Here is a 22,768-nt window from a genome sequence, read left to right as displayed (position 1 = left end):
GGGCTACACCTTCCTCGCGTGCACAAGGAGGATGGATGCGAGGGACGGCACCCGGCAGGCCAGCCGGTCCAGCGTCCGGAGCGGGCGCGGCACTCCGTGGAACGGTGCACCGGCGACCCGCACCACCTCGAACCCGCACGCCGCCACGAACTCCCGCAGCGCGCGTGCCGTGTACAGACGCAGATGGCCGACCACCTGGCTGCCCGGCCTGCCGTGGATCTGGCGCAGACTCACCTCGGAGAACACCGGCTGGACTCCGGCGAGCAGCAGCCCGCGGTTGTACCAGGCGGCGAGGTTGGGCGTGGAGAGCATCAGATGGCCCCCGGGCCGCAGCACCCGGTGCAGTTCGTCGAGGGCGCTGTCGGGGTCGACGAGGTGCTCGACGACCTCGCTGAAGATCACGGCGTCGGCGCTTCCGGAGGCGAACGGCAGCCCGCCGTCCGTCAGTTCACCGCGTACGACCTGGCCAAGGCGCGGCGCCGCACGCAGCAGCGCGCCCTGCGACCAGTCGACTCCCACGACACGGTGCCCGTTCAGTTCCCGGGCGGCGGTCGCTGCGGCCGAGCCGTCACCGCAGCCCACGTCGAGCACGGTCGCGGCCGGCCGGCCGGCCCCGACGGGCCCGAGGGCGGCGGCGAGCATCCGGGCCTGGCGCAGGGTACGGGCCTCGCCGGAGGCGACGGGGACGTCGGGGTCCTCGTAGAAATCCCGCAGCCCGGGAGCGGGCGTGGCCGGCGGACATACCGTCGCCTCCGCCGGGTTCGTGGCGGCCGAGCAGTGGGGGGAGGGGTTCATGACGGCCTCGCAGGGTCCTTCTGGGTGGAGCGGGTTCGGCCCGGTGCCGGGTCGGCACGGGGTGTGTCGTCGGGGTGGGCGACCTGTGCCGTCGCACTGAGCGACTGCGCGAACAGGCCGGCCAGGTCCGCGCCCGCCGTGTCGCCGAGCAGCGCCCGCGACCAGCGCAGCGTCACGTGCAGCCGCCCGTTGGTGGAGGCCGCCGCCACGCTCAGCCCGCGCGGCATCCGCGCCGGTGCGGAGAACCACACGGCCTTCGCCCGGCCCGCGTCACCGAAGTCCAGCGCGTACGGAACGCGTCCGACATTGGTGACCAGCACCGTCGATGTCCAGGGCGCGGCGGCCCGCCGCGCGCCACGGGTGAGCGCGCCCCGGATTCCGACCGGCAGGAGCGGCGCGGTCAGCAGGTTCGCCCCGAGGCCCAGCGGCGCACCGCGGGCCGACTTCAGCGCGCGGGTGCGTCGGGCGGTGGTGCGCAGCAGTCGGGCCACGGCGGCCGGGTCCGGCCGCTCACCGCGCAGCAGGTCCGGATCGAGCGGGTCCTCGGAGGTCATGGCGACTTCCACGAGCCGGGTTCCGTTCCCCATCGGCATGTCCCTGCCGCGCGGACGGTCGTCGACGGGCATGGTGATCCGCACCGGACCGGCGGGCCGGCCCTGTGCGGCGTTCCAGCGGCCCACCATGAGGGACGCGGCGACCAGCAGCTGGTCGTTGACGGTCCATGACGCGAGCCCGCCGGGCCTGCCCGCCCGCGACGGAACAGGCAGTTCCGCCTGGAGCATTCCGTTTCCCACGGCGCGGGCGCGCACCGGCCCGGGGCGGGAGTCCGGTGCGACCCGCACGGGCCACGCGCGGCCCGTGCCACCGGTCGCGGCAGGACCCGAGGGGCCCATCCGGACCGGCCCGGCGACGGGCACGGCGGCCGAACCGCTGTACTGTTCGGCGGCCGTGGCGAGCACCCGCAGTCCGGACCCTGCGTCGAGGGCCGTGTGATGCATCGTCAGCAGCAGTACGGTCCGGGTCGCTCCCGGCCCTTCCGCCTCCGGCACCTCACCGACGGCGGATTCCCCGTCCCCCTCGATGACCTCCAGGCGCATCGGTGGCGACAGGGCCAACGACGGGCACTCCTCCAGGGCCCGTGCACGGGCGCGGGCCAGCGCGTCGGGTCCCGGCGGCGGGAATTCCACCGGATCGCAGTCCGGTTCGCCGGTGAGCTCCCACGCGAAGGACTGCCTGAGCCGGCGGCCCGGCACTTCCCGCACCAGTACCCGGGGGTGTGTCAGCAGTGCCTGGCGGAACGCGGTCCGCAACCGTTCCGGGTCCAGCCGTCCGGGCAGATGGACCTCGATGTGTACGGTCTCCGGCTCGTCGTCACCGAGGCAGTGCCGGGACACCTCATCGGTGACCGGAAAGGGAATCCGGACCCCGCCGGGCGGGGGTGAGTCCCCCCGCCCGGCGGTCCGCGACGAGGTCATGACGGGCCACCGCCTCCCTGGTGCCGGGGGAGCGGCTCGGTCCGGTCCCCGGCGTCCGTGTTCCCCGGCCGGGCCGTGACCACCGGTCCGGCTACGGGTGTGAGCGCACCGCCGTCGCCCTCCGGTGCGTCGGCACCGTCCTCGTCCCGGCGCCCGGCTTCCGTGGGCACCGGGCGTACCGCCGTCACCAGGGCGGCGGACAGGGCCACCAGTGCCAGTACCTGGGCGACGGCGCTGAACGCTCCCTGCCCGGCGGCGGCCGGCTCCCCGGCGCCGATGGCCGCGGTGATGCCCGCTCCGGCCATCGCCACCGCCGCGGTCGGTACCAGGACGGCCGGCCGGAACCGGGCCGCCACGGCGAGTACGGGCACCACGAGCGCGAGCGGACCCGCCGCCGCCGCGACCACTGCGGTCAGCGCCAGTGTCCCGAGCAGCATCCCGGGGGCCGCCGGTTCGGGCAGCTCCTTGTCGTTTCCACCGGCGTTGCGCCTGCGGCCCACGAAGGCCAGTGCGGCCAGCGCGGCGAGCGCGATCGCACCGCCGATCAGGGCGGCCCGGTAAGGACCGGAGGGCTCGAACTCCAGGTTCACCGTGCCGGACGCGCCGGCCGGGATCACCCAGGCCTGCTGCCAGCCGTCGAGCCGCACCGACTCCAGTTCCTGGCCGTCCAGAGTGGCCTTCCAGCCGTCGTTGGCGTTCTCGTAGGTCTGGAGGTACGCGGCCTCGCCGGAGCCGGCGGAAACCGAGACGGTCCTGCTGTCGTCGCTCCACTCGGTGACGGTGGCCTCGCGGCCCGCCGCTCCCGCGATCTCCTGCGGGGTGCCCCGGGTCAGCGTGACATCGGTGATCGCCAGCGGGCCCGCGTCGTCCGCCTCCACCTCGTGCTTCCCGGCCGGAAGGTCCAGGGTGCCGTCCGCCTCCTCTCCCGCGCAGAGTGCGACGGTGACGGGGCGGCGCTCGGTGAGGTCCCGGACGGATCCTGAGGCCTTCGTCTTGTGCAGGACACCGCCGACCGCGAGGTCCGGGCCCTCGCCGCACGGCAGCGAGAACCGCGCCGACGGCTTGGCGCGTGGCACCCGCAGTTCGGCCAGCGCGGGAACGTGGACCTCACTGAGGCCGACCGGCAGCTGCAACTCCTCCTCCGCCACCGGGTTGTGGACGGTGAGCGGGACGACCCGGCTGATGGTGATGTCGAGCCGGTCCGTCTCGATCTCCGGGAAACGGGCCCATCCGTTCTCGTCCACGTCTGCCGTCGCGGCGCCGTGCGGCGAGCTGATCAGCACCTGCTCGGGCCGGGTGGACACCCCGCCGGCCGGCGCGAGGACGATCTCGTCGATCTTCTTCTTCTTGGGCCAGCTCAGGTGGACGACCGGCCGGTCGCCGGCGATCCAGGCGGTCGTCAGGTCTCCGTCGACCAGGTTGCGGGCGCTCAGTGACATGCCGGTGCGGCTGGTGGAGTCCACGGATGCCGTCACCCGGTTCCTCGATCCCGGAGCCGAACGGTCCAGCAGTTCGTCCAGACGGCCGCCGGGTACGGCGACGGCCCGCGCCGACACCTCGTACTCCGCAGCTTCCTCGGTGCCGAACTGCCGGTGCAGTCCCACCTCGGCCGATACGGGCGACAGGCCGCCCGCGTCGGTACCGCGGTGCAGGGAGTACACGGTCGCCGCCGCCTCGGTGTTCTGCGCGTCGGCCGGCAGCGCTAGCATGCGCGTCACCTGCACCTCAGGGACCGACACCTCGGAGAAGCCGGCGCCGGCCAGGCCCGGCCGGCCCTCCTGCGCGGCAAGAACGGTGATCTTCATCCAGGAGGCCTCGCCGACGGGTGCCTTGACGGTCTGCGGCTGCCCGTTCGTCTGCAGCGGGCTGTCGGCCGAACCCTGGTCGGTCTCGATTCTCACCCGCGTGGGCGCGGATCGTGTGCCGTCGCCCCGCAGCGGTGTCAGCTGGATGGAGGACGGGATGTCGGTCGGCCCGGAGAAGCCCACCTTGAGCCACTGACCGGCCGGCTCGCCCGGACTGCCCTCGGCCCACGCCGTGTCCGGGTTGCCGTCGAAGGCGTTCACGGGGTCGTACTGCGGCTGGTGGAACAGCCAGTTGCCGCTGCTGGAGGCGGTCACGGACTTCGCGCCGCGCAGTTCGGCCGTCGTCTGGTGACCGGAGCCCTGCGACGGCAGGATCTGCTTGGGCTTCTCACCCGGGTTCTGCAGGCTGCCGGAGTGATTGCGCTCGTTCTCGGTGTACGTGTACGAGGTGTTGTTGTTGACCAGGCCGAAGCGGGTGTCGGCGCGGCGCAGTCCGTCCGCGACGGCCTTCACCGGCGCGGTGACACCCTTGGGAAGACGGTCCCCGGCCAGCACGGCCGGCCTGTCGGCCATGGAGGGATCGGCCGACAGCTGGAGCAGCGACTCCGGTCCGCCACTGACCACGGCCGTGTCGGATGCCGAGGACACACCGACCTTGCCCGGACGGTCGTCCCTGTCCTGCGGACGGTAGATCTCCACGGCCTGGAGCCGCGGAACGAGCCCCTGCACCTGTAGCGGAGTGCCGGCGGCGATGCGCCCGCCGGTCACCAGCGGGCCGAATCCGGCGACCTTGCGGTAGCCGGACGACTCCAGGGTCCGCTTCACCGTCTGCGGGGGGACGTAACCGATCTGGTCCGGGTCGAGGTCGTTGCGTACGACCACCTCGTGCAGACCGGCCCGTGCCAGGAACGCCTGGAGGCCCGGGACCTCGGTGCCGGACAGCAGCGCCTGCTCGACGGCGTCCGTCGCACGGCGTGAGCCGGGCTCACCGAAGGGGACGAAGTCACGCTGCGCCCAGGCCGTTTCGGCCAGCACGTCGAAGGGCTGGTCGATGGGGGAACCCCAGGTGTAGATGCCGTGCGCCGTCGCCGGCACGACCATCGCCCGGCTGTCCTGGGCGTTGTCCTTGAGCCAGCCGGCGGCCTTCTCCCAGTGGGTGGGCAGCTTGGCGAAGGCGCCCGGCTGCAGGATCGAGCCGTTGACGTACGGCAGGGCCAGGCCGGGCAGTACCAGGACCGCCGCCACCGCGGGCACCCAGCGGCGCCCGGGAAGCGCACGCGGAGCGCTGCTCGTGAAGAGCACCGCGGTCAGGTGGGCCAGACCGAGAGCGAGCGCGAGGGCCAGTCCCGGCTGGAACTTGTAGATGTTGCGGAAGGGCTTCAACGGCCCGTTCAGCCAGTCCTGCACGACACCGTGAACCGGACCGCCGAAGGCGCCGCCGTATCCGGCCAGGGCGATCAGGACGACGGCCAGCACGGTCATCAGCAGCCAGCGCCGCTCGGGCAGGTCCCGGCGGGCCAGGCCCGCAAGCCCCAGGGCCGCTGCGAACGCCGAACCCAGGATCGTGAGGACGGAGGCGGCGACGGTCCAGCCGGCCGGCAGCCAGGCCTCACCGAAGTTCAGATAGGCCACCCAGTTGCCGGCGCCGCGCAGCAGCTCGGTCGCGGACATGGTGGCGGTGGTGGTGTCGGCCTGCTCGACGTACGCCATGAAGTTCTCGCCGTGCATGCCGAGCAGGAGCAGCGGCACCACCCACCACAGGGTGGCGAGCAGCACGCCCGGTATCCACCAGCCCAGCAGTGCGCGCCGCCGTGGTCCGGCCGGGCGGCTGAGCAGGTACAGACCCACGGGCAGCAGCGAGGCCAGTGTCGACGCGGCGTTCACGCCACCCATGAAGGGGATGAGCAGGGCCGACCGTGCGGCGGCCATGCGGGGGCTCAGCACCGTCGAGGTCAGCGGCAGCAGCACCCAGGGCAGCAGGGCGCCGGGCAGCGCGGCGGCGGAGGTCGAGCCGATGACGATCGTGAAGGTGGGCCACAGCGCGTACACCACCGCACCGAGCAGCCGGGTCGTGGGCGTACCCACGCGCAGCCGTTCGGCGAGCCTGAGCGCACCCCAGAAGGCGGCGGTCACGATGACGGACAGCCAGAGCCGCTCGGCCAGCCACACCGGGACGTTCAGCACGTCCATGAGCGCGTAGTAGGGGAGCGCCGGGAACGCGTAGCCGACGTACTGGTTGGCGATGCCGCCGAAGCCCGCTTCGCCGTTCCACAGCGAACCGAGGTCGCCGAGGAAGCGCCAGGGGTCCAGGGCGACGCCGAGCTTCGTCTCGAACGTCATCTTCCCCGGTGACACCGCGAGGAAGGACACCAGCACGACGGCCCAGAAGCCGAACATCAGGCGTCGTCCGCGCGGGCCCCCTGGCGCCTCGGCCGGCGTCGGGCCGGGCTGCGGCGCCCGGGTGGGCGCCTGGACCGTACTGGTCATGACCGCTCCTCGCTTCGCTTGCTCATGGGCTTCGCCTGAGAATCAGCAGCAGATTCCAGGTGGCGATCTCGCGGAGTCCCGGCAGCCGGGTGATCGTGCTCGCGAGGAACGGCCAGTAACGGGACCGCGCCGTGACGACGTCCACGTCGTCACGGCCACGGACGTGCCGCAGGGTGGGACCGATATGGACGGGGAACAGGTTCTCGCCGACCGTGTGCTTGGCCTCGCGGCCGGTGCGCCGTTCGTAGCGCTTCCGGGCGCGGCCTGCCCCGAGGTAGTGCCAGGGCGCTGTCTCGTGACCTCCCCAGGGGGAGAGCCAGTTGGTGAACGACAGGTAGATCAGCCCGCCGGGACGGGTGACGCGTGCCATCTCGCTGATGAAGGTCTGCGGGTCCGCCACGTGCTCCAGCACATTGGAGGAGAAGCACACGTCCGCCGCGCCGTCGGCGAGCGGAAGCAGATAACCGTCGGCGAGCACCGCGTCCTCGATCGCCGGGCCGCGGGAGATCAGCTCCCGCGGGTCGGGCTCGAAGAGGTAGCTCTGGGCGCCGCGGCGGCGGAACTCCTGGGTGAAGTAGCCGCTGCCGCCGCCGATGTCGACGACGATCTTGCCCGGCAGGTCGATGTGACGCGCCACCTGTGCGACCGAGTCACGGGCCAGCAGGGTGTAGCACCGCTCGGGGTCGCTCTGTTCGCGCATGAACGCCCGGAAGAGGGTGGCCGATCGCCGGAACGACGGATCCTTGAAGGCGCGTTCGCCGGCCTCAGACACGGCCGCTCACCTGCCGTATCCGGGGGCGGCGGCGCGCGCCGCCGCCTCGGCGGCCACCGCCTGGAACTGCCGGACCGTCGAGCTCCAGCGGAAACGCTCGGCGCGACGCACGGCCGCGCGTCCCATGGCCGTGCGCCGCTCGGCGCTCAGGGACAGCGCGCACCACATGGCGGCGAACGAACTCTCCCCCCTGGCCAGCACGCCGGTCTCCCCGTCCTCGATGGAGTCGCACAGGCCAGGGATGTCGAAACCGACCGCGGGAGTGCCCCGTGCGGCGGCCTCGGTGACGACCAGCCCCCAGCCCTCGACGAGGGAGGGGTGCAACAGCAGCCACGCCTCGCACATCAGCCGGTGCTTCTCGGCCTCCGACACCCGGCCCGCGAACGTCACACCGGGGCCGGCCATGGCTTCCAGCCGCTCCCGTTCGGGGCCGTCGCCGACGATGACGAGCCGGCCGCCGGTGACAGGACGGACCCGCTCCCACAGCCGCAGGAGCAGATCGATGCGCTTGTACTCCACCAGCCGGCCGACGGCCAGGAACAGCGGTTCCTTCGCCTCCGGCAACAGCGGGCCCGGGTCTTCGACCCCGTTGTTCACGATCCGGATACGGTCCGCGGCCACCCCGATGCCTCGCAGCTCGGAGGCGGTCGACTCGGAGACGGCCACCATCAGGTTGTCGCGGTGGGTGCCTGCCAGCGCCCAGTGCTCCAGCCTGCGCCCGAGCCGGGCCGCCGGGCCCGGGTAGCGCAGCTGCCAAAGATCGCTGTGCACATGGTTGACCAGGCACAATGTCGGTCCTCGGTGCCAGAGAGGCGCGAGGTAGGGCATGCCGTTGCACACCTCGACCAGCAGGTCGCAGTCGCCGACCTCGCGGGCGAACGTCCGGCCGGCACGCAGGAAGTGCCCCACGTCTCCGCCCGCGGACACCACCCGGTAGTCGCGTGCGGCGGCAGGGCCGCCGCATACGAGGGTGACTTCATGGCCTTGGGCGGTCAGGCCGTCGGCTATCCGGTCGATGAGGAGTTCCGAACCGCCGGCGGCCTGGTTTCCCAGGTCGCGGCGGGCGAGGAACGTGATCCGGCGCGGCAGAGGTTCCACGGCGGGTGCGCTGTGCGGGTCGACGGCGGGCAAGTCGGTGACCTGGCTGCCGGTTCGGGCTCGAACGAGAACGGAATCCTCCTGGCCGGAGGCCGGGGCGGACGCGTGCTGGGGCATAGAGGTGCTCCAACTCGGTGGCTGCGGGAGCAGTCGGGTGGGGGATTGCCTGGCTTCCGGGGTGAAGCGCTGGGCGACTCGGTGTACGGGTGCTGCGGGTGCGCTGAGGCTTACTCAGGGGTAACCCAAGTGTTCGTACGAGCGATTCATCCCGCTACGCACGTGGGTGACAAGTTCGGGCTCCGCCGGGAGGCCGTTTTCATCACGCACCTGAGTGTTCCGGCTGCCGGCGACCGCGGATCAGAAGCACCACACCGCCCACGGTGAGCAGACCGCCCGCGATCCCGCCCCACAGGGGAACCGTCTCGCCGAGCAGCTCCAGCCGGCCGCCGTCGTCGGAAGCCAGTCCGGCCTGCTCGCGCCGTGTCGACTCGGTGAACTCCAGCCGCTTGCTGGACAGCAGGGTGACGGCGTCCTTCGTCGAACCGGGGGCCCGCAGCGTCTTGGTCGGTGCGATCACCGCGTTCATGATCCGGCCCGTGCGCGGCGCCACCGTCAGCTCGATCAGCGCGTTGGAGTACCACTCCTCGGCGAGTACCTGGCCCGGCTCCTTGCTGCCCACCAGCACGCCCGGCACCTGGCGGGTACCGGTGGCGGTGGCCTCCACGCTGCCGGTGAAGCGGTAGCCCTGCTGCCCGTGGATCTCGGTGGTGTCCTTGAACTCCAGCGGCACACCGGCGCCCAGGGTGCTGTCCCACCAGGTGTAGACGCGCTTCTCGACGTCGAAGGGGAACTTCAGGTAGGCCTCCCCCTCGAATACGGGCTTCTCCTCGCAGCAGTGCACCGGAAGGTTGGTCCGGCGGTCCGTGACCCAGCGTTCCGTGCTCCACTGCAGGGATTTGCGCGGGTCGGCCAGCGGCAGCGTCTTCGGGGTGTCGATCTGCGTTGACACGTCCCAGACCGCGTTCCCGCTCCGCTCGCTCTCCGGGACGTTGCCCAGCACCCGGCGGGTGATCGTGAGGATCTGGTCGTCCTCCGTGGAGACGGTTCCGGTGTCGAAGTAGCTGCCCTTGCCGGTGAAGACCGTCGTGGAGTTCACGTCGGTCGGTGTGCGTTTGGCGCGCGGTTCCACGTACCAGACGAGCAGCTGGGTGAGGACCAGCAGGAACACGCCGGCACCCAGCAGAAGCAGGGGCAGAAGTGATGTCGATCGGCGCATGCGGGTACTCCAATGCAGGCAGGAAGTGTGCGGATTCGTTCGCGGGCTGTGCGGAAGGGGTCGCACGCGCGGCCTTCGGCCTGTCGGGCCGAGAAAGGGGCGCACCGGGCGTGGAATGACGTACCCGGGAGTAACGGCGCTGTGAACCGCGAAATTAAGCGGCGCTTGACCACCTGTCAATGGGCTCGCATACTGACCGCGCCGGACCGGGCCGGCGCGCTGGGTGACAACCTCACACGACCGAGAGGCCGATCATCCTCATGCCCAGACTCCTCGCCGCTCTGCTGACCTGCGCCGCTTCCGCCGCACTGGCCACCGGTGCCGCCTTCGGAATCGTCGCCTCCCTCGATGCCACACCCGAGTCGCAGAACGTGCCGCTCGTCACGTTTCCCGACCCTCCCGCGGACGGTGCGTCCGGCGCACCGAGCCCGAGCGCGGGCTAGGCCTTTCGTCTGGATCACGCCGCGGATGCGCGTGCCGGACCCCGTGCCCCGGCGTAATCCGGACGAGAGACCCTAGGTTGTGAAGATCCATGCCGGCCGATCGAGCGGGCGCAAGGACCGAACGTCCAGGAGCAGGTGCTGTGGCAGCGTCGTCAGCGTGGCACGACGTGCCACGGGAACGGATCCAGCGGTTCGCCGCCCTCGCGCGGGAGCAGGTGCCCGAGCTCGCACAAGACGTACTCGCCGCGATCCGCAAGGAACATCCGCGTCTGACGTTCATCGCGGACGAGTCCGGGGAACCGAAGGCCCTGGTGGCGATCCGGCATTCCCTGGAGCTCTTCGTGGAGCAGATGACCACGGGGTCGGACCGGCCACGCGCCCTCCCCGAGATGTTCCAGGAGTTCGGACGCGGTGAGGTCACGCAGGGGCGCAGCCTGGACTCCTTGCAGGAGATCTACCGGCTGGGCGTACGTCTCTCCTGGCGGCGCATGGCGGCGATCGGCCAGCAGGTCGACATCCCGCCCGCGGCCATGTACGAACTCGCCGAGACCGCGTTCGAGTACCTCGACGTCATAGTGGCGCAGTCGGTACGCGGCTACGCCGAGGCCGTGGCCCGCCAGGCCGGGGAGCGGCTGCGCCTGCAACGGCTGCTTGTCGACCTTCTGCTCGCCGAGCACCGCACCGATCCGTCCGCCCTCCTCGCCGACCGCGCGGCCGGCATCGGCTGGCAGCTGCCCGAGAGGGTGGCGGTGGCCGTGCTGCTCCGCCCCACCGAGGACGCCGTCGCCCCCGCCGTGGGCGACGAGGTACTGCTCGACATGGAGGCCGAGCAGCCGCGCCTCGTGGTCCCGAACCCGGAATCCCCCGGGCGGGCGGAGCTGTTGCACCGGGCGATGGCCAACTGGTCCGGCGCGATCGGCCCGTCGGTTCCCCTGGCCGAGGCCCACACCTCGCTGCGCTGGGCGGAGGCCGCCGTCGGGATGATCGAGCAGAACCTGCTCCCGCAGGGGCGGTTACTGCACTGCGCCGAGCACGTCGAAGCCCTGGTGCTGCTGCCCGCGCGGGAGTTGCTCGACGATCTGGCGCGGCGGCGACTGGCCCAGCTGGGCGGGACCGGCGGCCCCGCCCACGCCCACCGTCTCGCCGAGACCCTGCTGGCCTGGCTGGAAACGCGTGGTGGCGCGCCGGAGGTGGCCGCCCGTCTCGGAGTCCACCCGCAGACGGTCCGTTACCGCCTGAGGCAGCTCCGTGAGGTGTGGGGCGATGACCTGGACGACCCGGACCGCCGGTTCGAGATGGGGCTGGTGCTGCGAGCGCGGCGGCTGCGCGGTGATCTGGTCCCGCCGCCCGACTGACGGGCCCTCACCGCTTCATGCCTTTTCCGGGGCCTCGATTGTGACCGGGTCCTCGAAAGTGACCGGGTCCTCGAAAGTGTCCGGGGCATCGAATGTGACCGGGGCGTCGAAGGCCGCGCGGCGGGTGGCCCGGCGCAGCGCCTTCAGCAGGGTGGGGCCCACGGCCACGGTCAGAGCCACGGTGAGCACGGCCCGTCCCAGGTCCCAGCCCAGTGAGGTGGCCACGCAGTACGCGACGAAGCGGACCAGGTTCTCGTGCACCGGATCGCCGGGGACGAAGGAGATTCCGGAACCGGACGGCGGCACGATGGTCCAGCCGTAGAGGTTCATCACCGTGCCGTACGCGAACGCCGCCGCGCACCCGTACGCAGCGAGCATCAGGATCTCCGCGCGGCCCCGCAGCCCTGCCTGGCCCGGCAGCAGGCCGGCGCCCATGGTGAACCAGGCCATCGACAGCATCTGGAACGGCATCCACGGCCCGACCCCGCCGGTGAGCAGCGCGGACGCGAACATCGTCACCGAACCGAGTACGAAGCCGAAGCCGGGCCCCAGCACCCGGCCGCTCAGCACCATCAGGAAGAACATCGGCTCCAGTCCCGCCGTGCCCGCGCCCAGGGGGCGCAGCGCCGCGCCGACCGCCGCGAGGACCCCCAGCATGGCCACCGCCTTCGCGTCCATCCCGGAGTCGGCGACGGTCGCCACGACCACCGCGACGAGCAGGGGCAGCAGCGCCGCGAACAGCCAGGGCGCGTCCTTCTCGTGGGCGACCCCGAACGACGGGTCCGCGAACAGCGGCCAGCCGAAGGCCGCCACGCCGATCGCGCTGATGAGGACCAGTGCGGCGATCGCCCGGGGGCCGAGGCGGATCGGGCGGGTCCGTCGGGCGGCGGGTTCATTCATGCCGTGGCCTCCAGAGCGGTGCGCACCTGGGACACGGTCAGCCACTGCTGCGGCGCGAGGATCTTCGCGGTCTGCGGGGCGAACGCAGGGGAGGAGACGACGACCTCCGCCGTCGGGCCGTCCGCCACGATCTCCCCGTCCGCGAGGATCACCACCCGGTGGGCCAGCTCCGCCGCCAGTTCCACGTCGTGCGTCGCCAGGACGATGGCGTGGCCCTGGTCGGCGAGCCCGCGCAGGATTCCCACCAGGCGGGTCTTGGCCGCGTAGTCGAGTCCCCGGGTCGGTTCGTCCAGGAGGAGCAGCGGGGGGCGGCCGGTGAGGACGACCGCCAGGGCGAGCGCGAGGCGCTGGCCCTCGGAGAGGTCGCGGGGGTGCGTGCCGTCGTCGATGCCGGGGAGGAGCTCGGCCACCAGGGCACGGCACGTGCCGGGCGCCGCGTGCGCGTCGGAGTCGGCCGCCGCGCATTCGGCGGCGACGGTGTCCGCGTACAGCAGGTCGCGCGGTTCCTGCGGGACCAGGCCGACCTGGCGGATCAGGTCGCGGGGGCTGGTGGCGCGAGGGGTGAGGCCGCCCACCGTGACGGTGCCCGTCGTGGGTTCGATCATGCCGACGAGGGTGGCGAGGAGGGTGGACTTGCCGGCGCCGTTGCGGCCCATGAGGGCGATGGTCTCCCCGGGGGTGACGCGCAGGTCGATGCGGCGGAGCGCCTCGACACGGCCGCGGCGTACTCCCAGGTTGACGGCCCTGGCGGTGTCGGCCCCCCGGGGCTCGGGGCTCGGGGCGCCGGGGCGGCGTCGCAGCAGACGGGCGAGCTGTCCCCCTGCCCGGCCCTTCCCCTGACCGGGGCTCAGCCCCGGATCCGGCTCCTCGATCGCCGGCGGGGCCGGAGTGTCCTCCCGGCCGGGGCAGGACACCGCCACGCCTTCCAGCCTCGCTCGCAGTGCCCCCGCCCCCCGCCTCGCGTCCCGTACGGACAAGGGCAGCGGGGACCAGCCAGCGAGGCGGCCCAGGGCCACCACCGGGGGTTGCACCGGGGAGACCGCCATCACGTCCTGGGGGCTGCCCGTCACCGGCGCCGCGCCGGGTGACGGCAGCAGGACGACCTGGTCCGCGTACTGCACCACGCGCTCCAGGCGGTGCTCGGCCATCAGGACGGTCGTCCCCAGGTCGTGCACGAGCCGCTGGAGCACCGACAGGACCTCTTCGGCTGCCGCCGGGTCCAGTGCGGACGTCGGCTCGTCGAGGACCAGCACCTTCGGGTGCGAGGTCAGGACCGAGCCGATCGCCACCCGCTGCTGCTGGCCGCCCGACAGCGTGGCGATCGGCCGGTCGCGCAGCTCCGCCAGACCCAGCAGGTCGAGCGTCTCCTCGACGCGCCGCCGCATGACGTCGGGTGCGAGGCCCAGCGACTCCATGCCGTACGCGAGCTCGTCCTCGACGGTGTCGGTGACGAAGTGCGCCAGCGGGTCCTGTCCCACCGTGCCGACGAGGTCGGCGAGCTCACGCGGCTTGTGCGTACGGGTGTCGCGGCCGTCGACCGTGACCCGGCCGCTCAGTGTGCCGCCGGTGAAGTGCGGTACGAGCCCGGACACCGCGCCCAGCAAGGTCGACTTCCCCACCCCCGACGGACCGACGAGGAGCACCAGCTCGCCCTCGGGGACGGTCAGGTCGATGCCGGAGAGGGTGGGCCGGTCCGTCCCCTCGTACCGTACCGAGACCTGCTCGAACCGGATCATGCCTGCTCCTTGAAGCCTGTGGGTGAGGGCGGCAGCGGCGCCACGGCCGCGGGCAGCAGTCCGATCAGGACCGCGGCCGCGGGCCACAGCGGCAGCACCGGAGCGGTCAGCGGTACGACTCCGGGGTGCAGGGCACGCGGATCGGCGCCGGACGCCCAGATCATCGCCGCGGCGACCGCCACGCCCGAGCCCGCCACCAGCCAGGCCCTGGCCCCCCACCGGTCGGGCCGGTAGCGGGTACGGACCGAGCGGCGGCCGCCCAGTCGCAGCCCGGCCATCGCGGCGGCCAGCCCGGCCACCAGCAGCGGCAGTCCGTACACCGCGCCCTGGGAGGCGAGCAGCCCGTAGGTGCCCGCGCACACCCCCAGCAGTCCGCCGAGCGTGAGGACGTTCGTGGTGCGCCGGACACCGGGCGGAACCTGCGCCGTGCGCCCGTAGCCGCGCGCGTCCATCGAGGCGGCCACCGCGACCGACCGTTCCAGGGCGCCTTCCAGGACCGGCAGTCCGATCTGGAGGACCGCCCCGATCCCGCCGGTCGGACGCCCCCGCAGCCGCCGGGCCGTACGCAGGCGTACGACGTCGGCCACCATGTTCGGCGCGAAGGTCATCGCCACGACGACGGCGACCCCCGCCTCGTACAGCGCGCCCGGCAGTGACTTCAGCAACCGCGCCGGGTTGGCCAGCGAGTTCGCCGCGCCGACGCAGATCAGGAGGGTGGCCAGCTTCGCCCCGTCGTACAGGGCGAACACCAGTTGTTCGGCCGACACCCGGCCGCCGATCCGCACGCCCTGCGCCCAGTCGGGCACCGGCACTTCGGGAAGCGTGAACAGCACGTGCGTACCGGGAATCGGCGAGCCGAGAAGGACGGAGAACACCAGCCGCACACCGACGACGAACAGCCCGAGCTTCACGAACGCCCCGTAAGAACGGGCCCACGGCGCATCCGTGCGCCGCGCCGCCACCACATAGCCCGCCACGCCGATCAGCAGTCCGAGCACCAGCGGGTTGGAGGTCCGGGAGGCGGCGGTGGCCAGGCCGAGCGCCCACAGCCACCACGCCCCGGCCGGCAGCGCGTTGCTGCGCGTGGCCTCGGGCGCGCGCAGGGCACGGTGGAGCCGGGCGGCACGGCCGGAGCGGGTCATCGGCGCCGGCGGGCCTGGAGGACGGCGGCGATACCCAGCAGGAGGACGGCGCCGAGGCCGACGAGCACACCGGCCGACGGGCCGCTGCCGTCGTCGTCGCCGGCTGCCGGGGAGCGTTCGGCGGGCTCGGAGCCGGCGGTCCCGGAGGGATCGGGCTGGGAGGCGGTGTCATCGGCGACCTGGTCCCCGCAGCCCGAGGCCGGGTAGCCGGAGATCGCGCAGAGCATCGCGTTGCTGTTGTAGCGGAGCGGCGTCGCCACCGAGGCGAGCGCCTCCGCCCCGCTGGCGTCCGGTTCCACCTGCGCGCACGCGGCGCGCGGTGCGGGCGGGGACTCGCCGTCGGGGGCGTCCGCCGCCGTGCCGGGGTCGATGACGACGCCGATCCGCTTCGTGCCCTCCCGGGCGGGCGTGCCCGCGCAGATCTCCTCGAAGTCCGGGGCGCGGCGCGGCTGCGCGGCGTCCTGGGAGTCCTGGCTCACGGCGAAGCGGAAGCCCTCCACCGTTCCGTCGGCGGGCCGGGTCAGGGACGGGCCCTGGGTTGCGTACGTCCAGCTCTTCCCGTCGCTCTCCCAGAACGACCAGTAGCGGTACCCGGCCGCCTGGGCGCTCCCCGCGCCCAGGGCGGCCAGGAGGCCGCCGACGACCAGCAGCAGGACCGCGGTTCCGCTCCGGCCCCGGATGATGCCCCCCGCTCGCTTCACAGCTGCTGGTTCTTCCGGCGGCTGCTGAGCAGGAAGCCGATGCCCGCGCCGAAGGCGAGGCCGACCCCGACGAGCCACCAGACGCCCATGTCGCCGTCGTCGCTGCTCCTGTCCTTCACCGGCTGCTGACCGGTGACGGTCGGGGAGGGGGCGGCCGTGGCGGCGGGCGCCGGGCCCGTCGCGTTGAGCTGCGCGACCAGGTCGACACCACCGAAGTCACGGGCGTCGGTGCCGGTGGCGTGCGCGGCGAGCACCAGCTGCGCGGTGGCCGCGGGCCCGCTCTGCTCGGCCCACGTCCTGGAGTTCTTCTCCAGCCACTTCACGGCTGCGGCCGCCTTGTCCTTGTGGCCGGAGGCGGCGAGCGCGACGACCGCGTCCGCGGTGTTGCCGAAGTCGGGCTGCGGGGCGGTGTCCTCGGCCCCCGGCATCGGCGGCAGGTTCAGGTACGGCTGCTCGGCGAGCGCGCCCGCGAGGTGGTGGGCGCCGTTCTGGGCGGTCTGCTCGGGCGTGAGGTCCGTGCCCTTCTGGCAGACGGGGGCCTTCGCCGCGTTCGAGTTGCCCGCGGCCAGCCCCTTGCCCATGGTGCCGAGCACGCCGGCCGCCGTGGCGTCCGCGTTGGCGACGAGCTTGCCGTCCTTGTCCGGCTGGTACGCGAACGCACCTCCCCCCTCGCCGCCGCACGGGATGGCGAACGTCTGGAGCGCCGCGTACGGCGTCTTCCCGCCGAGCGTGGTGATGTCGCCCAGCTTCTGGCCCGCCCTGGCGAGCGCGCCGATCACGATGGCGGTGGAGTTGGCGTCGCTCGGGCTGCCCGGGTTGTAGCCCCAGCCGCCGTCCTCGTTCTGCACGGTCTTCAGCCAGCGGACCCCGTTGTCGACGGTGTCCCGGCGCATGTCGAGCTCGACGAGCGCCTGGACCGCGGCGGCGGTGGCGTTGGTGTCCGCCACGGTCTTCGGGGTGCAGTTCTTCGTGGCGTCGCGGTACGAGGGGAACGCGCCGCTCGCGCACTGCTGGCCCGCCAGCCAGTCCACCGCCTTCGTGGACGGCGTCACGTACTCGATCTTCTGGGCGAGGAGGGCGAGCGACTGGCGCCAGACGCCGTCGTACGTCGGGTCCGACGTGCCGTACAGGCCGGGCGGCAGGGCGGTGGTCGGGGACGGCGACGGGCTCGGGGCGGCGACCGCGGCGGGAGCGGCGGTGGCACAGAGCACGGCGGTGGTCGCGAGCGCGGCCGCGCTGCGGCGTACGGACATGGCTGGCTGGGCCTCTCCTGCGGGGACCGGGCGCAGGCGCACGGAGGCACCGGGCTCCGGCCCCGTATACCTCGACGGTGCCGGCCACCGGGGTTCCGGTGGCACGAGCCGGTCACGACCGCGTACAGGGCATTCCGACTTCACCGCCGGGGCGGTTCACGGTTGCGTGGTCAGTGCCGGAGTCGCACCGGCTTTCCCCTGTACGGGCATGATGACGACGCGCTCACTGTACCGGCCCGCCCCGCTCCCTCCCCGGGCGGAGGGCCCGGTCACAGAGCGACGTACGTCACCGGATCGGTGCCCGCGGCCTCCGCCCGGCCGAGCTTCACCAGGCGCCGCAGATGGGCCTCGGCCTCGGAGACGGCGATGGACCGGGAGGTGTGGGGGATCTGTTCCCAGGGCCGGTTCCACACCATCCGCTCGGCGAGCTGCCACGGGGTGAGGGGTGCGGCGAGCAGGTCGAGCAGCCCGGTCAGCCGTTCCTCGTGGTGGTCCAGGAGCTCCCGTACGCGCCCGGCGGCGTCCGTGAACGCGTGCTGGTGCGCCGGCAGCACCTCGGCGGCTCCGAGGCGCCCGACGCGTTCCAGCGAGGCGAGGTAGTCGCCGAGCGGGTCCGTGACCGTCGTGTCGTCCGGGTCCTCGTACAGCCCGATGTGCGGGCTGATCCCCGGCAGCAGGTGGTCGCCGGAGAAGAGCCGGCCCCGGCCCGGCAGCCGCGCCGGGTGGTCCTCCTCCAGGTGCAGGCAGACGTGGCCGGGGGTGTGGCCGGGAGTCCATACGGCGCGCAGCCGGCGGCCCGCCAGGTCGAGCAGCTCGCCGGGGACGATCTCCCGGTCCGGGATCGCGGCGCGGAGTCCGGGCAGGGTGCGCATCCGGCCGCCCGCGCGGGCGGCCCTGAGCGGGGCGAGGTGTTCCTCGGGGGCGCCGGCAGCGGCGAGTTTCGCCGTGAGGTAGGCGAGCCAGGCCGCCGGTTCGGACGCGCGGGTGCGGCGGACGACCTCGGTGTCCGCCGCGTGCATCGCGATCCACGCGCCGGATGCCTCGCGGACCTGTCCCGAGAGGCCGTGGTGGTCGGGGTGGTGGTGGGTGATGACCATGCCGTGGATGTCGGTGACGGCCGTCCCGAGGGAGGCGAGTCCCGCGACGAGGGTGTCCCAGGACTCCGGGTCGTCCCAGCCGGTGTCGATGAGGACCGGGCCCCGGTCGGTGTCGAGGAGGTGGACGAGGGTGTGACCGAGCGGGTTGTCGGGGATCGGCACCTTGATGCTGTGGACGCCTCCGCCGTGGTCGGTCACCTGGCTCATGGGTTCCCCGTCTCTGACAAGAACTCGTTCCAGTAGTAGCCCCAGTCAATCACTCCTGGCGCCGCGGATCGATGCCGATGCGTGGACTCCTGCAAGCGGAGCTGGTATCAGTTCTGACACATAGTCAGGTACGTGCCGGGTTCGCGGGAGGCAGCAGCCATGACCGAGCTTGTGGAACACGGAAAACTGTTCATCGGCGGGGAGTTGACCGATCCGCTCGGCGACGCCGTCATCGAGGTGATCTCCCCCCACACCGAACAGGTCATCGGCCGGGTCCCGCACGCCTGCGAGGCCGACGTGGACCGGGCCGTCACCGCCGCCCGCCGCGCCTTCGACGAGGGTCCCTGGCCGCGCATGACCCTGGACGAGCGGATCGTGGTGATCACCAGGATCAAGGACGCCTTCGCCGTACGGTACGAGGAGATCGCCCGCGTCATCAGCTCCCAGAACGGCACCCCGTACACGTCGGGCGTCATGGTGCAGGCGCTCGCCGCGATGATGGTGTGGGACTCGGCGATCACGGTCGCCCGCACCTTCCCGTACGAGGAGCGGCGCGACGGAGTCCTCGGGCCGCTGCTCGTACGCCGTGAACCGGTCGGCGTGGTCGCGGCCGTCGTGCCGTGGAACGTCCCGCAGTTCACCGCGGCGGCCAAGCTGGCACCCGCACTCCTCGCGGGCTGCACCGCCGTCCTGAAGGTCTCGCCCGAAACGCCCCTTGACGCGTACATCCTGGCCGAGATCGCCGCCGAGTCCGGGCTTCCGGAAGGGGTCCTCTCGATCCTGCCCGCCGGGCGCGAGGTCAGCGAGTACCTGGTCGGACACCCGGGCGTCGACAAGGTGTCCTTCACCGGATCCGTCGCCGCGGGCCGCCGGGTCATGGAGGTCGCCTCCCGCAACCTCAGCCGCGTCACCCTCGAACTGGGCGGGAAGTCCGCGGCGGTCATCCTCCCGGACGCCGACCTGGAAGCGGCCGTCGCGGGCATCGTCCCCTTCGCCTGGATGATCAACGGCCAGGCATGCGTGGCCCAGACCCGCATCCTCGCCCCCCGCTCACGCTACGAGGAGACAGCCGAGGCGTTCGCCGCGGCGGCCGGGGCGCTGACTATCGGCGACCCGCTCGATCCCGCGACCGAACTCGGCCCGCTCGTCGCCCGGCGTCAGCAGCAGCGCTCCCTCGACTACATCCGGATCGGCCAGGAGGAAGGCGCCAAGGTCCTCACGGGCGGCGGCCGGCCGGCCTCGCAGGAACGCGGCTGGTACGTCGAGCCGACGCTCTTCGGAGACGTCGACAACTCCATGCGCATCGCCCGCGAGGAGATCTTCGGCCCGGTGATCTGCCTGCTCCCGTACGGGGACGAGGAGGAGGCCGTGAAGATCGCGAACGACTCCGAGTACGGGCTCAGCGGCAGCGTCTGGACGGCCGACACCGAGCGCGGCATCGACATCGCCCGCCGGGTCAGGACGGGCACGTACAGCGTGAACACCTTCAGCCTCGACATGCTCGGCCCCTTCGGCGGCTACAAGAACTCCGGGCTGGGCCGCGAGTTCGGGCCCGAGGGCTACGGGGAGTTCTTCGAGCACAAGATGATCCATCTGCCCGCCGGCTACCAGGGGGCGTGATGGGCGACCGCTGGCAGGTGGAGGTCGACCGGAGCGTCTGCATCGGCTCCGGGATGTGCCTGAACCACGCCCCGGACGGCTTCCGGCTGGACACGGCGAGGCAGTCGCATCCGGCCGCTCCGCAGAGCGACGCCGACGAGAGGATCCTCGCGGCGGCAGAGGGCTGCCCCGTCGAGGCGATCACGCTCACGCTCCTGGCCTCGGGCGACGTGGTGTTCCCGCCGGATGAGTAGCGGAAGAAAGGGCTTCCCGGCAGGTCAGAGCCCGTGCGAGACTCCGGCGGAGAGTCGCGCGGGCGCCCGCCCGTGAGGACGACGACCGGGCGGGGAAGCTACCTGTGGGTACGAGAAGAGCGGCAGCCGTAGCCGTAGCGGTGAGCACGATACTGACCGCCGTCGCCGGCTGCGGCCTCGGCGACGGCGGCACGGCGGACGGCGCGGCGAAGGCATCGCCCACGGCCACCGGCCCCTTCACGAAGGAGACGGTGGCCAACGAGGTGGGAGCCGCCGCGGACGCCTCCGGGCTCCCGCCGGGCGACGACTCGATGGCGGGGACGCCCGAGGGGGAGTGGCGGGACTGCGTCGCGCCGTGGCTGGCGGACGCGCCCGAGGCGGACGCGGCCGACGGGTTCGCCGCCACGGTCGACCGGCTCGAGAAACTGGGCTGGAAGATCACGACGAGCGGCGAGGAGCGGGACGTCACCCTCCGCACCCTCACCAAGCAGGGCTGGAGGGTGTACGCCCGGCACTTCGCGATGGACGGCTTCGGCGACCGGCAGCCGGTCTCCTTCACCGCGGTGAAGGACGGCTGCGCGCTGCCGGAGGAGGTTCAGGGGGACTTCACCGACGATCCCGCCTGACAGCCGGAGTCGGCGATCACGAAGTACCCGGCCGGTGACTCCTTGAGCGTGTGGGTGACGAACACGTTGTAGAGGCCCATGTTCTGATCGGAGCCGTTCGCGTACACGTACCCGCCCGAGGTGCGCGCCCGGCCCGCCGTCACGTGCGCGTAGTTGCTCGCGGTGAAGCACCGGACGGTGGACCCTCCCGTGGTCGTGGCGGTCACCGCCGGAGCCGTGGCACCGGCCACGCCCGCGGAGTCGACCGCCGCCACCGTGTAGCGGTAGGAGGTCCCGGCGGACAGCCCGGCGTCGGTGAACGTGGTCCCGGTGGGGGACGCCACCTTCGTACCGTCGCGGTGGACGACGTACGAGGACGCCCCCGGCACCGGACTCCAGGACAGCGAGGCCGATTCGGCGGTGACGCCCGTGACGCTCAGACCCGCCGGCGCGGGCAGCCCGTCGCCGCCGCCCGGCGCGTCCCGGTCAAGGCCCCAGAAGACGCCCGTGTAGTACGTGGAGCAGATGGTGTCCAGGAAGTACGCGGCCGTCGACCCGCACTGCGAGGAGCCCGTGCCAGGGTCCACGGCCAGACCGTGACCCATGCCGGCCATGGAGTACGTCTCGACGGCGGGCTTCCCGGAGGTGTCGTTGTAGACGGTACGGGTGGTGTTCCCGGGCAGGGTGCTGGTGCCGTCCGGGGTCTGGCCGATGCCCCACACGTCGGTCCACTGGTCGCGCAGCGCGGTGGCGTTGGCCGGGTAGACGGTGTAGTCCGACGTGCCTTGCCAGACGGCCACCCGGGGCCACGGCCCGGTGTAACCCGGGTAGGAGGCGCGGACCTTGTCGCCCCACTGGGCGGGGCTGAGCTTCTGCGGACCGGTCTGACAGCCGGAGGCGGCGGCCTGACTCGTCGCGCACTGTGCCGGCAGCCCGGAGGCCACGGACCCGCCCGCGAACACGTCCGGGTACGCGGCCAGCAGGTTCGCCGTCATACCGCCGCCCGCGGAGAGCCCGGTGACGTACACCCGGCGGCCGTCGGATCCGTACGTCCGCTGCGCGTACTCGGCCATCTGCACGATCGAGGCGGCCTCGCCCCGGCCCCGGGTGCTCTCGGCCGCGTCGAACCAGCCGAAGCAGGACAGCGCGTTGTTGGCCGACGTGGTCTGCGGGAAGACCACGTCGAAGCCCCAGGTGTCGGCCAGCTCCGGCCAGCCGGAGTTGGCGTAGTAGGCGTTCGCGCTCTGGGTGCAGCCGTGCAGGGCGACCACCAGGGGCGCCCCCGCCGGGGTGGTGGAGGGCGTGTACGCGAACATCTGGAGGTTGCCGGGGTTGGAACCGAATCCGGTGACCTGCTGCAGGGTGTCGGCTGCGGCGGTACCTGCGGAGGCTGAGGAGGAAGCGGCCGCGGGGGCGGCCGTCGCGGTGACGGGCATCGCCAGCAGGACGCCGAGGGCTGTTGTGGACACGACGCTCCGGAACAGGCGTCGCAAGGTCGATGGGCGCACGGTGGGGCCTCCCTGATCGGACGTGCGGACTGCTGCCGGAACCTATGAGCGGCGCCGGGGACTGCCCATGTGGCGCGCGGCCACCGGCACCGGCCGGGAGTGTGCGGTACGGCCCTTGCGCAGGTCAGGGGGGTACGCCGGGGCACCGCCGCCCCGTTCCCACGGCCGCCGGGGGCCTCACCCCGCACCATGTACGCCGCCACCATGTACGCGTACGAGGGTGTGTGCACCGGCCCCGTGTGATGCGGGCGGCGACCTCC

The 22,768-nt window shown here is 72.7% G+C and carries 18 protein-coding genes and 1 riboswitch; of the genes, 5 read left to right on the top strand and 13 right to left on the bottom strand.

All coding sequences use genetic code 11. The annotated features are described in order from the left end of the window. Window positions 1-3 precede the first annotated feature (3 nt). From AB0C82_RS15770 to AB0C82_RS15745, 6 genes are all read right to left on the bottom strand, one after another. On the bottom strand, window positions 4-795 hold the full coding sequence (locus AB0C82_RS15770; RefSeq protein ID WP_362841385.1) for a methyltransferase domain-containing protein: 792 nt from the start codon (window positions 793-795) through the stop codon (window positions 4-6). Continuing rightward, window positions 792-2,270: a condensation protein gene (locus AB0C82_RS15765; RefSeq protein ID WP_362841382.1), complete on the bottom strand. Its 1,479-nt coding sequence runs from the start codon at window positions 2,268-2,270 to the stop codon at window positions 792-794. The genes AB0C82_RS15770 and AB0C82_RS15765 overlap by 4 nt, the downstream gene beginning before the upstream one ends. Next, window positions 2,267-6,562, bottom strand: a complete 4,296-nt coding sequence (locus AB0C82_RS15760) for an alpha-(1->3)-arabinofuranosyltransferase family protein (RefSeq protein ID WP_362841379.1) — start codon at window positions 6,560-6,562, stop codon at window positions 2,267-2,269. Before AB0C82_RS15760 ends, AB0C82_RS15765 begins: the two co-directional genes overlap by 4 nt. A 22-nt stretch (window positions 6,563-6,584) precedes the next feature. Next, complete coding sequence (locus AB0C82_RS15755; protein WP_362842064.1) at window positions 6,585-7,262, bottom strand: class I SAM-dependent methyltransferase; 678 nt, start codon at window positions 7,260-7,262, stop codon at window positions 6,585-6,587. A gap of 78 nt (window positions 7,263-7,340) precedes the next feature. Further along, window positions 7,341-8,549 carry a glycosyltransferase family 4 protein gene (locus AB0C82_RS15750; RefSeq protein WP_362841376.1) on the bottom strand — a complete coding sequence of 403 codons (1,209 nt, stop codon included), beginning with the start codon at window positions 8,547-8,549 and terminating at the stop codon, window positions 7,341-7,343. Window positions 8,550-8,751: 202 nt separating this feature from the next. Then, window positions 8,752-9,708, bottom strand: a complete 957-nt coding sequence (locus tag AB0C82_RS15745; RefSeq protein ID WP_362841373.1) for a DUF3068 domain-containing protein — start codon at window positions 9,706-9,708, stop codon at window positions 8,752-8,754. A 260-nt stretch (window positions 9,709-9,968) separates the two neighbouring features. Between AB0C82_RS15745 and AB0C82_RS15740 the strand changes: the two genes are divergently transcribed. Together AB0C82_RS15740 and AB0C82_RS15735 are read left to right on the top strand one after the other, a co-directional pair. Next, window positions 9,969-10,151, top strand: a complete 183-nt coding sequence (locus AB0C82_RS15740; RefSeq protein ID WP_362841371.1) for a hypothetical protein — start codon at window positions 9,969-9,971, stop codon at window positions 10,149-10,151. A 140-nt stretch (window positions 10,152-10,291) separates the two neighbouring features. Then, the gene (locus AB0C82_RS15735; RefSeq protein ID WP_362841369.1) at window positions 10,292-11,506 is read left to right on the top strand and encodes a helix-turn-helix domain-containing protein; all 1,215 of its coding nucleotides are present in this window, start codon (window positions 10,292-10,294) and stop codon (window positions 11,504-11,506) included. Window positions 11,507-11,521: 15 nt separating this feature from the next. On the opposite strand, the gene AB0C82_RS15730 is transcribed toward AB0C82_RS15735, so the two are convergent. From AB0C82_RS15730 to AB0C82_RS15705, 6 genes are all read right to left on the bottom strand, one after another. Then, on the bottom strand, window positions 11,522-12,406 hold the full coding sequence (locus AB0C82_RS15730; RefSeq protein ID WP_362841366.1) for an ECF transporter S component: 885 nt from the start codon (window positions 12,404-12,406) through the stop codon (window positions 11,522-11,524). Next, window positions 12,403-14,142 carry an ATP-binding cassette domain-containing protein gene (locus AB0C82_RS15725; RefSeq protein WP_362841364.1) on the bottom strand — a complete coding sequence of 580 codons (1,740 nt, stop codon included), beginning with the start codon at window positions 14,140-14,142 and terminating at the stop codon, window positions 12,403-12,405. Before AB0C82_RS15725 ends, AB0C82_RS15730 begins: the two co-directional genes overlap by 4 nt. Then, a complete protein-coding gene (locus AB0C82_RS15720; RefSeq protein ID WP_362841362.1) occupies window positions 14,139-15,284 on the bottom strand; it encodes an energy-coupling factor transporter transmembrane protein EcfT in 1,146 nt (381 codons plus the stop codon). The genes AB0C82_RS15725 and AB0C82_RS15720 overlap by 4 nt, the downstream gene beginning before the upstream one ends. Continuing rightward, complete coding sequence (locus AB0C82_RS15715) at window positions 15,281-15,964, bottom strand: SCO2322 family protein (RefSeq protein WP_362842061.1); 684 nt, start codon at window positions 15,962-15,964, stop codon at window positions 15,281-15,283. The genes AB0C82_RS15720 and AB0C82_RS15715 overlap by 4 nt, the downstream gene beginning before the upstream one ends. A 17-nt stretch (window positions 15,965-15,981) precedes the next feature. Then, window positions 15,982-17,238 carry a prenyltransferase/squalene oxidase repeat-containing protein gene (locus AB0C82_RS15710; protein ID WP_362841360.1) on the bottom strand — a complete coding sequence of 419 codons (1,257 nt, stop codon included), beginning with the start codon at window positions 17,236-17,238 and terminating at the stop codon, window positions 15,982-15,984. Window positions 17,239-17,365: 127 nt separating this feature from the next. Then, a riboswitch (cobalamin riboswitch) is annotated at window positions 17,366-17,438 on the bottom strand. 69 nt (window positions 17,439-17,507) lie between these two features. Next, window positions 17,508-18,542 carry an MBL fold metallo-hydrolase gene (locus AB0C82_RS15705; protein ID WP_362841357.1) on the bottom strand — a complete coding sequence of 345 codons (1,035 nt, stop codon included), beginning with the start codon at window positions 18,540-18,542 and terminating at the stop codon, window positions 17,508-17,510. Window positions 18,543-18,701: 159 nt separating this feature from the next. Here AB0C82_RS15705 and AB0C82_RS15700 point away from each other — a divergent pair, with 159 nt between their 5' ends. The 3 genes from AB0C82_RS15700 (at window position 18,702) to AB0C82_RS15690 (ending at window position 21,021) form a co-directional block, all read left to right on the top strand. Continuing rightward, window positions 18,702-20,162 (top strand): aldehyde dehydrogenase, encoded by a 1,461-nt coding sequence (locus tag AB0C82_RS15700; RefSeq protein WP_362841354.1) that lies wholly within the window; start codon window positions 18,702-18,704, stop codon window positions 20,160-20,162. Next, window positions 20,162-20,395, top strand: a complete 234-nt coding sequence (locus AB0C82_RS15695) for a ferredoxin (protein ID WP_362841351.1) — start codon at window positions 20,162-20,164, stop codon at window positions 20,393-20,395. The genes AB0C82_RS15700 and AB0C82_RS15695 overlap by 1 nt, the downstream gene beginning before the upstream one ends. A gap of 140 nt (window positions 20,396-20,535) precedes the next feature. Continuing rightward, window positions 20,536-21,021, top strand: a complete 486-nt coding sequence (locus AB0C82_RS15690; protein WP_362841349.1) for a hypothetical protein — start codon at window positions 20,536-20,538, stop codon at window positions 21,019-21,021. Here AB0C82_RS15690 and AB0C82_RS15685 read toward each other — a convergent pair. Continuing rightward, window positions 20,991-22,508: a PHB depolymerase family esterase gene (locus AB0C82_RS15685; protein ID WP_362841346.1), complete on the bottom strand. Its 1,518-nt coding sequence runs from the start codon at window positions 22,506-22,508 to the stop codon at window positions 20,991-20,993. The two genes, AB0C82_RS15690 and AB0C82_RS15685, sit on opposite strands and share 31 nt — an antisense overlap. Between the last annotated feature and the right edge of the window lie 260 nt (window positions 22,509-22,768).

Source organism: Streptomyces sp. NPDC048560 (assembly GCF_040650955.1).
Taxonomy (GTDB): Bacteria; Actinomycetota; Actinomycetes; order Streptomycetales; family Streptomycetaceae; genus Streptomyces.
The sequence above is the reverse complement of the archived record's forward strand: the minus strand, read 5'-3'. Positions and strand labels throughout refer to the sequence as shown.

Bases quoted from the DNA above. Each gene is read 5' to 3' on its own strand.
- AB0C82_RS15770 (WP_362841385.1), bottom strand. From the start codon at position 795: ATGAACCCCTCCCCCCACTGCTCGGCCGCCACGAACCCGGCGGAGGCG.
- AB0C82_RS15765 (WP_362841382.1), bottom strand. From the start codon at position 2,270: ATGACCTCGTCGCGGACCGCCGGGCGGGGGGACTCACCCCCGCCCGGC.
- AB0C82_RS15760 (WP_362841379.1), bottom strand. From the start codon at position 6,562: ATGACCAGTACGGTCCAGGCGCCCACCCGGGCGCCGCAGCCCGGCCCG.
- AB0C82_RS15755 (WP_362842064.1), bottom strand. From the start codon at position 7,262: ATGCGCGAACAGAGCGACCCCGAGCGGTGCTACACCCTGCTGGCCCGT.
- AB0C82_RS15750 (WP_362841376.1), bottom strand. From the start codon at position 8,549: ATGCCCCAGCACGCGTCCGCCCCGGCCTCCGGCCAGGAGGATTCCGTT.
- AB0C82_RS15745 (WP_362841373.1), bottom strand. From the start codon at position 9,708: ATGCGCCGATCGACATCACTTCTGCCCCTGCTTCTGCTGGGTGCCGGC.
- AB0C82_RS15740 (WP_362841371.1), top strand. From the start codon at position 9,969: ATGCCCAGACTCCTCGCCGCTCTGCTGACCTGCGCCGCTTCCGCCGCA.
- AB0C82_RS15730 (WP_362841366.1), bottom strand. From the start codon at position 12,406: ATGAATGAACCCGCCGCCCGACGGACCCGCCCGATCCGCCTCGGCCCC.
- AB0C82_RS15725 (WP_362841364.1), bottom strand. From the start codon at position 14,142: ATGATCCGGTTCGAGCAGGTCTCGGTACGGTACGAGGGGACGGACCGG.
- AB0C82_RS15720 (WP_362841362.1), bottom strand. From the start codon at position 15,284: ATGACCCGCTCCGGCCGTGCCGCCCGGCTCCACCGTGCCCTGCGCGCG.
- AB0C82_RS15710 (WP_362841360.1), bottom strand. From the start codon at position 17,238: ATGTCCGTACGCCGCAGCGCGGCCGCGCTCGCGACCACCGCCGTGCTC.
- AB0C82_RS15705 (WP_362841357.1), bottom strand. From the start codon at position 18,542: ATGAGCCAGGTGACCGACCACGGCGGAGGCGTCCACAGCATCAAGGTG.
- AB0C82_RS15700 (WP_362841354.1), top strand. From the start codon at position 18,702: ATGACCGAGCTTGTGGAACACGGAAAACTGTTCATCGGCGGGGAGTTG.
- AB0C82_RS15695 (WP_362841351.1), top strand. From the start codon at position 20,162: ATGGGCGACCGCTGGCAGGTGGAGGTCGACCGGAGCGTCTGCATCGGC.